Below are 9925 nucleotides of genomic sequence, written 5' to 3' on the forward strand. Positions count from 1 at the left end.
GCCCCGGTGGCGCCCCCAGCGCGGGCGGGCAACCGGGCCAACCCGGGCAACCGGGCCAACCCGGCGAACCAGGCCGACCGGGCAACTAGTACCCGCCGGACGCCTGCGTCGACTCCAGCGCACCGGCCACTGTTCCTTGCGGCTGATCCCCGGCCATTCGCGGCGTATTCGCGGAGAACCTGCGCTGCCGGTTCCGACACCAGTCGAACGCCTTCAGAGCCCATCTTTGCGTCGCGGGGCGAGGCTTAATGCTTTGGCGAACCGTGGGCAACTATTGGAGTTTGATTTGACCACGTTGTGTGTTTGACCACCAGTTCTTGCCCAAGCTAACAAATTTCCAAGGTCGAACCGAAATTCATTTCCGGTAGGGGTTATGGCTCGGGCCGCACGAGCAGCAGCACGATCCGACTTGCTGTTTGACCGAAATTTCCGCTCGTCGTGACGACAGCGGTGACGGGCTAAATTCGGCACCGCGAGCATTACCCGGAGCGCCTCTGCGGCTGACGCCACCGGGGGTGCTGGAGGGGCCGGGGGGACGGTGGCCAGGGCGGACTGGGATCCACCGCGGGAACCGGATTCGGCATCGGCGGTAAGGGCGGCGACGGTGGCGACAGTTCGGCACCCACGGTCAACGGCGGCATCGGCGGCAACGGCGGCAACGCCCACGCGACTGGTGCGGGCAAGGCCACACCCGGCCTCGGCGGTTTCGGGGGCACGGGTGCAGCGGCGGCTTCGCCGGCTCGAAAGGCAGCAGCGAAACGATCGTCTGACCCCCAGCCGGCGCCGAATGGTTCGGCGCTTCTAGCAGCTGTTAAATGGTTGGCACCGACGTACTTTCAACACCGCGATCGCCGGTACGTAGGCTCGTCCCGGTGAGCGCACGTGCGGGCATTGTGATCACCGGTACCGAAGTCCTGACCGGGCGGGTTCAAGACCGAAACGGGCCTTGGATCGCCGACCGGCTGCTGGAGCTGGGGGTCGAGCTGGCTCACATCACCATCTGCGGCGACCGCCCCGCCGACATCGAGGCGCAACTGCGCTTCATGGCCGACCAGGGCGTGGACCTGATCGTCACCAGCGGCGGTCTGGGGCCGACGGCCGACGACATGACGGTCGAAGTGGTGGCCCGGTTCTGCGGCCGCGAGCTGGTGTTGGACACCGCGGTCGAGAACACCATCGCCAACATCCTCAAGAAGCTGATGGCCCACTTCAACCCGGGGGACTTCGAAGCCGTCAGGGCAGCCAACCGCAAGCAGGCCATGGTGCCGGCCGGCGCGCAGGTGCTCGATCCGGTGGGCACCGCACCGGGTGTCGTCGTGCCCGGAAAGCCGGCGGTGATCGTGCTCCCGGGGCCCCCGCGCGAGCTTCAACCCATGTGGCACAAGGCCATTCAGACACCCGTCGCGCAAGAGGCGATCGCCGGCCGAACCGTCTACCGGCAGGACACAATCCGGATGTTCGGCCTGCCCGAGTCCGGTCTTGCCGAGACCCTGCGTGCCGCCCAGGCATCCATCCCCGGCTACGACCGGCTCGAGATCACCACCTGCCTGCGGCGCGGCGAAATCGAAATGGTCACCCGATACGAGCCGCATGACGCGGACGTGTACGCGCAGCTGACCCAGCTGCTCCGAAAGGAGCACAGCGAACAGCTCTACTCCGAAGACGGTTCCCAGGTCGACGATGTGGTCGCCCGGCTGCTGGCCGGCCGGCGGATAGCAACCGCAGAATCCTGCACCGCCGGGCTGCTTTCGGCACGGCTGACCGATCGTCCCGCTTCGTCGGACTACGTGGCCGGCGGCGTGGTCGCCTATTCCAACGACGCGAAAATCGAGCTACTGGGCGTCGACCCGGCGCTGATCCAGACGCACGGCGCGGTGTCGGAACCGGTGGCCGAGGCGATGGCGGCGGGTGCGCTGCAACGCTTCGGCGCCGACACCGCCGTCGCGATCACCGGGGTCGCCGGTCCCGGAGGCGGTGGGAACAAGCCGGTGGGGACGGTGTGCTTCACGGTGCTGCTCGCCGATGGCCGCACGGTCACCCGCACGCTGCGGCTCCCCGGCAACCGGTCCGACATCCGCGAGCGCTCCACCACGGTGGCCATGCACCTGCTGCGACGCACCTTGCGGGGCGCGGATTAGGTGACTTGCGCTGGCAATAGGGAACTTTCGGCAGTGCCGAAGCGGACTCCGGTGGCGTCCTTTCCGATCATGGCCAGGATCGCGACCGCGGTCAGCACCGGCACGATCGTCGCCGCCAGCGCAAAGGGATACCCGTGCGATGCGGCCAGGTGTTCCTGAATGGGCAGGTTCAGCGCCGCCAACAGGTTGCCGAGCTGGTAGGTCACACCGGGATACAGACCACGAATGGCGTCCGGCGACATCTCGGTCAGGTGAGCGGGGATCACCCCCCAGGCGCCCTGCACACAGATCTGCATCAGGAACGAACCCAGGCACAACATCGCCGCGGTGGGGGAGTAGGCGAACAGCGGCACGATCGGCAACCCCAAGACCGCGCAGAAAACGATGGTGTAGCGGCGGCTGAAGCGCTGCGACAGCGTACCGAAAACCAGGCCGCCGATGATGGCGCCGATGTTGTAGACGACCGCGATCCAGCGAGCGGTCGCGGTGGACAACCCGGCCCCCTGGTCGGTGGTCGCGGTCAAGAAGGTGGGGTAGACGTCCTGGGTGCCGTGGCTCATCCAGTTGAACGCGGTCATCAACAGCATCAGGTAAAAGAACCGGCGGATGATCGCGGCGTTGCCCAGCACGTCACGAATTCGGGTCTTGGTGAGCCGCATCCGGTCCTGCGCGGCTTCCCACACCTCGGATTCCTTCACCCGGTAGCGGATGATCAGGCTGATCAGAGCCGGGATGATGGAAAGACCGAACAGCCAGCGCCACGACAGACCCAGCCAGTTCACCACCAGCAGGCAGGCCAGGGTGGCCAGCAGATAGCCGAACGCGTAGCCCTCCTGCAGCAGCCCGGAGAAGAACCCGCGCCGGCCGACCGGAACCTTCTCCATGGCGAGCGCAGCACCCAGCCCCCACTCGCCGCCCATGCCGATGCCATACAGCAGGCGCAGTATCACCAGTACGGTGAAGTTCGGCGCGAACGCGCACAGGAATCCGACCACCGAATACAACATCACGTCGACCATCAGCGGAATGCGCCGGCCGACGCGATCGGCCCACAGCCCGAACAGCAGCGCACCCACCGGGCGCATCGCCAGAGTGGCCGTCGTGACGAATGCGACTTCAGTCTTGGTGTGGTGGAAGGTTTTTGCGATGTCGGCATAGACCAGCACCACGATGAAGTAGTCGAAGGCGTCCATCGTCCAGCCCAGGAACGCCGCAACGAACGAGTTTCGCTGGTCGACGGTCAGCCCCGGTGTTGTCACGTCAGCATCGTGCAGCACGGGTGCCATCGCGCGAACCTTGGGGTATGGCAAGCGCGCGAGTAACTTCGGGAACATGCGAATCATCGATGCCGACGGACACGTCGCCGAAAACCCGTCATTGGCCATCGAAGCACTCAAGCGCTGGCCGGACTACGTGCAACCCAGCAGCGACGGACGACCCGGGCTGCGGATCGAAGGCCGCAATTACCCGGAGGACACGGGACCCGGCGCCGGTTGCCCACCCCAGCACGGGATCACCACGGCAGGCGACCTCCACACCGCGACCGCCGAGGGTGTGCTGGGTGACGCCGACCGCGATCACCTCGACACGATGGTGCTGTATCCCAGCCTCGGGCTGTGCGTGCCCAGCCTGGAAAACCCTGATTTCGCAGCCGGTTTCGCGCGTCTGTACAACCAGTGGATCGCCGATTTCTGCGCGCCGTCCAACGGCCGGCTACGCGGCGTCGCCGTGACCCCGATCGAACACGGGCGGGTGGCCATCGACATCATGGCCGAGGCCAAAGACCTCGGGCTGGTCGCCACCCTGGTCCCGCCGGCACTCAAGGCACGCAACCTCGACCATCCTGACCTCGACCCGTTCTGCGCCGCCGCCGTTGAGCTGGAGATGCCGCTCGGGATCCACGGCGCCCCGGGCATCCACCTGCCCAAGATCGGCGTGGACCGCTTCACCAACTACATCCAGGTGCACTGCATCAGCTTTCCGTTCGACCAGATGACCGCGATGACCGCGCTGGTTTCCGGCGGCGTGTTCGAACGTCATCCTCGATTGCGGGTCGCCTTCCTCGAGGCGGGCGCCGGCTGGGTTCCGTTCTTCATCGATCGACTGCACGAGCACTACGAGAAGCGCGGCGACTGGATCGAGGGCGGCTGGCGCCGCGACCCCCAGGACTATTGGCGGGCCGGCAACATCTGGGTGACCTGCGAGCCGGAGGAGCCGATCCTGCCGGGTGTGATCGACGTACTCGGCGACGACTTCATCATGTTCGCCAGCGACTACCCGCACTGGGATGGCGAATGGCCGGAGAGCACAAAGCATCTGCGTAGCCGGTCCGACATCAGCGAAGAGTCGCGGGAAAAGATCGGCGGCCGCAACGCTCAGCGCTTCTACGCACTGAATTGATGGCAGGATCGGCGCATGGGCCCTTTTCTGGTGCGTGCGGCGTTGACGGGGTTTGCGTTGTGGGTGGTCACCCTGTGTGTTCCGGGGGTGCGCTTTGTCGGCGGTGATACGACGCTGGAAAGGGTCGTCATCATCTTCGTCGTCGCGGTCATCTTCGGATTGGTTAATGCATTCATCAAGCCGATCGTGCAATTCCTGTCGATCCCGCTGTACATCCTCACCCTCGGCCTTTTTCACATCGTGATCAACGCGTTCATGCTGTGGATCACCGCCCAGATCACCAAGGACACCACCCACTGGGGCCTGCAGATCGACCATTTCTGGTGGAGTGCCATCTGGGCCGCGATCCTGTTGTCGATCGTGAGCTGGATATTGTCGCTGCTGACCCGCCGCGCCGCGGGCAGCCGCAATAGCTGAGCGGTCAGCGCGCCTGCCATCGCGGCGGTCGCTTCTCGGCGAACGCGCGCGGTCCTTCCTTCGCGTCCTGCGTCTGGAAAACGCGGTCGCTGTGCCGGGTCTCGTTGTCGTATGCCGACTCCAGGTCAAGTGCCAGGCCTTCGACGGCGGATTGCTTGGTTGCCGATACCGCGAGCGGAGCGTTGGCGGTGATCCGCGCGGCGTAGTCATAGGCGGTATCCATCAGCCGGTCGGCCGCGACCACGCGGTTGATCAGCCCCATGGCCAGCGCGCGCTGCGCATCCACCAGGTCGGCGGTCAGCAGCAGTTCCATGGCTAACGCGTAGGGAATCTGGCGCGGCAGTCGCACGGTGCTGCCGCCGCCCGCGAAGAGTCCGCGTTTGGGCTCCATCACCGCGAATCTCGCCTCGGGCACCGCCACTCGGATGTCGGTCAGGCCCAGCATTTCGAAGCCGCCCGCGACACACGTGCCGTTCACCGCTGCGACGACCGGCTTGTAGAGCGGGAATCGGTGCAACACGGCATGGATGGCGTCGTCCTTGTTCCACCCTTCGGGCCGGGGAAGATCACCGGTCAGCTCGGGGATGAACTTCTTGAGGTCGGCTCCGGTACAGAAGTCGTGCCCGACGCCGGTGACGACGGCGACCCAGGCATTGGCGTCATCGCGAAAGGCGGCCCAGGCGTGGGCGAGGTCGCGGAAATGTGCCATGTCGAGAGAGTTGCGCGCCTCGGGCCGGTTGATTGTGATGGTGACAATGTGGTCGAGGTGGTCATGCTGCGTGTAATCGATGCTCACCGCGTTATCGGCCGGTTTCTCTTAGCAGTAGCAAGCTTTGATCAGATAGTAGTGATGTCGCCGCGCCCGGTGGTCAGACAGCCAAGAACGTGCCCGCCGTCATGAATTACGCAAAATTTGGTTTTAGACATCCTTCTTTTTCAGGATCTGTTACACATATGCTTACTACCACTGTGAAAACAGGGCACTCCTAGCCAGGACGATCACCCGCGCGCCTTCCCACAGCCAGGACGGCAGCACTTAGCACCACACGACGGACGGGACGTTGCACAAGATGGACACTGTCGCGCTCGGAGCATCCTCCGGTCCCGCGAGCACGCGGCTGAGTTTGCAATTAGGTGACGCGCAAAGCGGTCTGCGGGCGGTCACCGAATCTACCGGCTCGGCTGTCGTGGTCCACGTCGGTGGTGACATCGATGCCAGTAACGAGACAGTCTGGCAACGGTTGGTGACCCGCAGCGCCGCCATGGCCATCGCGCCGGGTCCGTTCGTCATCGACGTCAGAGACCTCGAGTTCATGGGGTCGTGCGCGTATGCCGTGCTGGCGCAGGAATCGGTGCGGTGCCGCCGTCGCGGGGTGAACCTGCGGCTGGTCAGCAACCAGCCGATCGTGGCCCGCACCATCGCCGCGTGCGGCCTGCGTCGCCTGCTGCCGATGTACACCTCTGTCGAGAACGCGCTGGCGCCGCCGGCCTGACGCTCATTGCGCGCCGACGAAGCGCGCCACGTCCCGCGCACATCCCCACGACAGCGTTACTCCGTTGGCGCTGTGACCGTAGTTGTGAATACACCGCGCCCGCCCGAGCGGCTCGGATTCCACCCGCACCGACGGACGGTCGGGACGCAGCCCGGTGATCGTCTCGATCACCGCGGCCTGGCCAAGCCGCGGCTCGATCCGCCGGCAGCGCCGCAGGATCCGTTCGGTCACCGCGGGGTCCGCAGTCGTGTCCCAGCGGTCGGCGATACTGATGCCGCCGCAGACCACGCGCTGCGGGTGGGGGAAGTAGCAGACCCATTCCGGGGCGTCGTTGCGTTCCAGAAATATCTGCTGCAGACCGGGATTGGCCATGACAACGTGCTGGCCGAACAGCGGCCGCAACGTGTCGTCGCCGGTCAGCTCTGCGGCGCCGAGACCGGCGCAGTTCACCACGATCGGTGCGGCGTCGGCGGCCTCGGCCAGCGACCGCACCGGACGGATCTCGATCTCGCAGCCGGCCGCGGCCAACCGCTTGGTCAGGTAGTCGAGGTAGTGGGGCATGTCGATCATGGGCAGCGTGGAGCGAAACCCCGCCGGAAAGCCTTCGGGTATTTCGGCCGGATCGGCCGGCCGCAGGTCGGAGATCAACGCGACCTGCGGCGGCAGCGCCGCGCCCACGGGTACGTCACCGACAGTCAAAGCCGGTGCCATGCGAACTCCGGTGGCCGGGTCCTTGGCGAGTTCGCCGAACACGTGCAGCGATTCCGCCGCCCAAGCCAGCGTCTTGGCGACAGGTTCGGTGAATACCGGGCCCCACACGGCCCCGGCCACCGCCGAGGTCGTGTCCTGCGGCATCGCAGCGGTCCAGACCTGCACCGGCCATCCCGCTTCGGCCAGGCACAGCGCTGAGGTCAATCCGCTGACGCCGGCACCGATTACGATGACCTGTTGCACACGGTCAGCCACAGCAGCGTCCGCCGGCCGTCAGGACTGTGGCACCCGTTCGCCGGTGGGGCCAAGCAGCCCGTTGAGGATCGCCAGATCGGTTTGCAGCTGGGCACCTGCCGCAGGCCCCGGAACTTCCGCCGGCGCAGTGCCCTCGCCGGTGATCTGCCAGGGCTGGCACCCGGATGTCCTGAATGCCTTGTCGGTCGGCTGGATCTGCACTACCTGCGGCTTCTTGCTCAGGGCATTGTCGAGCAGCGCGCCGTCCGGATTGCCTAACCGCTTCCAATAACAGGTGCCGTTACCGACAGGTCCGGCAGAGCTGTAGGTGCCCGGCGCGATGTCGGTGCCCACCGTATAGGTGCCGTCGTGATCGATGGTCGTCTTGGGTGCGGACGGCGGCGCCGGCTGCGGGTCGGCAACCGCGACACCTGCGGACCCGGCCCAGCCCGCGAGGATCAGCCCCGCAGCGAGAAATCGGGCGGCCGGCGCCTTCGAACTCATAGCTCAGCAGCCTACCGGGGCAGGCAGCCAATTTCGAACCGCCGGCACGGTACGAATCGTCGGCGTGGCTACCGACGACGCGGCGCCAGAGCGCGCACCGGCGTCGCCGAAGAGGCGCGTCGACTTCGCGGCCATGCCGACTCCTGACCAGTGCCGGCCGGCCCAGGCATGCTCGGCAAGTGCATTGTGCGCCAACGACTTCCCGGCGCGCTCCAAGTCGCGCGCAACACGGCCGGCGCGGACGGCGATCGTCGTTTCCCCAACCGGGGGCCTGGGTACCCACTATGACTGCAGGTGCAGAGCGCGACCACGTTGGGCGCGCGATGCAACTGGAGCCAACAGCGCAGGTAACGGATCGGCTGTGAAGGAGGACATGATGCTGTGGCTTGCCGCGCTGCTCATCGTGGCGGGTGTCGCGTCGTTTGTGGTGGGCTTTGTGCTCGTCACCAACGGCACCACGGTGGCACCGCGCCGCCATACCAAAGAGGACCCGACCGGTGTCAAGCGGGCCGCCTCCCGGGTGGCATGGCCGGACGTATTCCGGCGAATGCCCAGTAGTTTCGCCGTCACCCTGGACGAAAACGCGAACCGCAGTGACCGGCTGGCCGCGGTCGGGTCATTGTGCGTGCTGATTGCCGCGCTGGCGTGGTGCATCGCCGTTTTGGCGTTAATCACCGCGTTCGTGTGAGCCGGATGCCCGGTGGGCCCGGTGGGTATGCAAGAAGCGCCGGCGCGCAGCCGTTCAGTCCAGTCGCCGCACCGTGCCGGCGTAGCCCAGCGCGTGCTCGTACGTCTTGAGGTTGTCACGGGAAATCTTCGCGTGCACCGGGCGCTCGAGGAGGAAGCGCAACACCGGGTTATAGGCGTGATAGGTCTCGTGGAACGTCAGTATGGTGCTGCCGTCGGGCTGTTCGTCGAGCTGGTGATAGCCCTCGGCGCGCGACCACAGCGGCGCGCCGACTGCCACATACCGCGACAGCTTGTTGACCTTTGCCTCCGTGACGGTCTCGAACGACCGGCCCTTGCCGCCGGACAGCAGGTACATGGGCACCTCGAAAATGCAGGTGCGGACCAGACCTTCGCCGGCCTCGTCTCCCTCGTGCAAAATTTCCATGCTGCCCGTCGGCCACCTGAGCACCCGCGGCCGCGGAGAATTCGGCGGCGCGGGCGGATGCAGCACCCGCCACACCTTGCTCGGGGGCGCGTCGACGTGAAATCGCACGGTGTAGGACTGCATCAGCTTTCTCCAACACGCTGTTCCCAGGTATCCCAATACGTGATGGTCTCCACGGGCGGCCGCGCGGCCGGACGGAAGTCGGTGCCGATGGTGTAGGCCACCGGGAACAGCGCCGCCTGGGTGACCGTGTCTGGGATTCCCAGCACCCCGGCCACCTCTTTCTCCTTCGCCAGATGCATCGTCGTCCACACCGATCCCAGTCCGCGGGACCGCAGCGCAAGCAGGAAGCTCCAGCCGGCCGGGATGATCGACGCCCAAGCCGACGCGGCGACCAGCCGGTTACTTTCGTCGATGTGCTGCTGCAGGCAGGCAATGACATGCACCGGAACCCGGGCCAGCGTCTCGGTCAGGCCGAGCGCGCTGCGATACACCCGCTGGGTCTGCGGATCGGACGCGGTGGCCGCGGCCCGGGCGAGATACTCGGCGCCAACGCTGCGGTAGATGTCGGCGATCGCCGCACGCTTGTCGGCATCGGTGACTACCAGCCAGCGCCAATCCTGGGCATTGCTGGCGGTGGGCGCCTGGGTGGCCAGCCGCAGGCACTCGAGAATCACCTCACGGCCCACCGGCCGGTTCAGATCGAGGCGTCGGCGCACCGACCGCGTGGTGGTGAGCAGCTCGTCGACCGAGGCTAGGTCCACGTGAAGTCCATTTGTCTCCTAGATGAGTAATTCCCAACCTTGGTCAGTGGTCGTAGGCGATCAGTGACCTCTTGACTGGGCTGTTGATCTTCCAGTTGTGCCAGATCACAGCGGCAAGGGCGAGGAGGCGCTGGGCGACGCGGGCGTAGA

10 protein-coding genes and 2 pseudogenes are annotated in these 9925 nt (G+C 66.1%); 5 read left to right on the forward strand and 7 right to left on the reverse strand.

Annotated elements, in window-relative coordinates; genetic code table 11:
• Positions 1-872: 872 nt before the first annotated feature.
• Positions 873-2138 (forward strand): competence/damage-inducible protein A, encoded by a 1266-nt coding sequence (locus EET03_RS13940; protein WP_482805334.1) that lies wholly within the window; start codon positions 873-875, stop codon positions 2136-2138.
• On the opposite strand, the gene EET03_RS13945 is transcribed toward EET03_RS13940, so the two are convergent.
• Complete coding sequence (locus EET03_RS13945) at positions 2135-3397, reverse strand: sialate:H+ symport family MFS transporter (RefSeq protein ID WP_099194185.1); 1263 nt, start codon at positions 3395-3397, stop codon at positions 2135-2137. The genes EET03_RS13940 and EET03_RS13945 overlap by 4 nt on opposite strands.
• A gap of 73 nt (positions 3398-3470) precedes the next feature.
• On the opposite strand from EET03_RS13945, the gene EET03_RS13950 reads away from it, so the two are divergent.
• Both EET03_RS13950 and EET03_RS13955 read left to right on the forward strand, forming a co-directional pair.
• Complete coding sequence (locus EET03_RS13950; RefSeq protein WP_075540682.1) at positions 3471-4538, forward strand: amidohydrolase family protein; 1068 nt, start codon at positions 3471-3473, stop codon at positions 4536-4538.
• A 15-nt stretch (positions 4539-4553) separates the two neighbouring features.
• Entirely contained in the window at positions 4554-4955 is a 402-nt protein-coding gene (locus tag EET03_RS13955) for a phage holin family protein (RefSeq protein ID WP_075540681.1), read from the forward strand.
• Between the two features lie 4 nt (positions 4956-4959).
• Here EET03_RS13955 and EET03_RS13960 read toward each other — a convergent pair whose 3' ends face one another.
• A complete protein-coding gene (locus tag EET03_RS13960; protein ID WP_075540680.1) occupies positions 4960-5751 on the reverse strand; it encodes an enoyl-CoA hydratase/isomerase family protein in 792 nt (263 codons plus the stop codon).
• A gap of 274 nt (positions 5752-6025) precedes the next feature.
• Between EET03_RS13960 and EET03_RS13965 the strand changes: the two are divergent.
• Positions 6026-6455 (forward strand): annotated as a pseudogene (locus EET03_RS13965) (anti-sigma factor antagonist); the annotation flags it as partial.
• Here EET03_RS13965 and EET03_RS13970 read toward each other — a convergent pair.
• Entirely contained in the window at positions 6452-7414 is a 963-nt protein-coding gene (locus EET03_RS13970) for an FAD-dependent oxidoreductase (RefSeq protein WP_075540679.1), read from the reverse strand. The pseudogene EET03_RS13965 and the gene EET03_RS13970 overlap by 4 nt on opposite strands.
• A gap of 18 nt (positions 7415-7432) precedes the next feature.
• Positions 7433-7897, reverse strand: a complete 465-nt coding sequence (locus tag EET03_RS13975) for an Rv1352/Rv1906c domain-containing protein (RefSeq protein ID WP_063471524.1) — start codon at positions 7895-7897, stop codon at positions 7433-7435.
• A gap of 376 nt (positions 7898-8273) precedes the next feature.
• Here EET03_RS13975 and EET03_RS13980 point away from each other — a divergent pair, with 376 nt between their 5' ends.
• Positions 8274-8585: a hypothetical protein gene (locus EET03_RS13980; RefSeq protein ID WP_136625697.1), complete on the forward strand. Its 312-nt coding sequence runs from the start codon at positions 8274-8276 to the stop codon at positions 8583-8585.
• Positions 8586-8639: 54 nt separating this feature from the next.
• On the opposite strand, the gene EET03_RS13985 is transcribed toward EET03_RS13980, so the two are convergent.
• The 3 genes and pseudogenes from EET03_RS13985 to EET03_RS13995 form a co-directional block, all read right to left on the reverse strand.
• The gene (locus EET03_RS13985; RefSeq protein WP_063471526.1) at positions 8640-9134 is read right to left on the reverse strand and encodes an SRPBCC family protein; all 495 of its coding nucleotides are present in this window, start codon (positions 9132-9134) and stop codon (positions 8640-8642) included.
• The gene (locus EET03_RS13990; protein WP_075540677.1) at positions 9134-9775 is read right to left on the reverse strand and encodes a nitroreductase family protein; all 642 of its coding nucleotides are present in this window, start codon (positions 9773-9775) and stop codon (positions 9134-9136) included. Before EET03_RS13990 ends, EET03_RS13985 begins: the two co-directional genes overlap by 1 nt.
• 43 nt (positions 9776-9818) lie before the next feature.
• Positions 9819-9925: pseudogene (locus EET03_RS13995) on the reverse strand (IS982 family transposase); the annotation flags it as partial.

It is taken from the genome of Mycobacterium innocens (assembly GCF_900566055.1).
Classification (GTDB): domain Bacteria; phylum Actinomycetota; class Actinomycetes; order Mycobacteriales; family Mycobacteriaceae; genus Mycobacterium; species Mycobacterium innocens.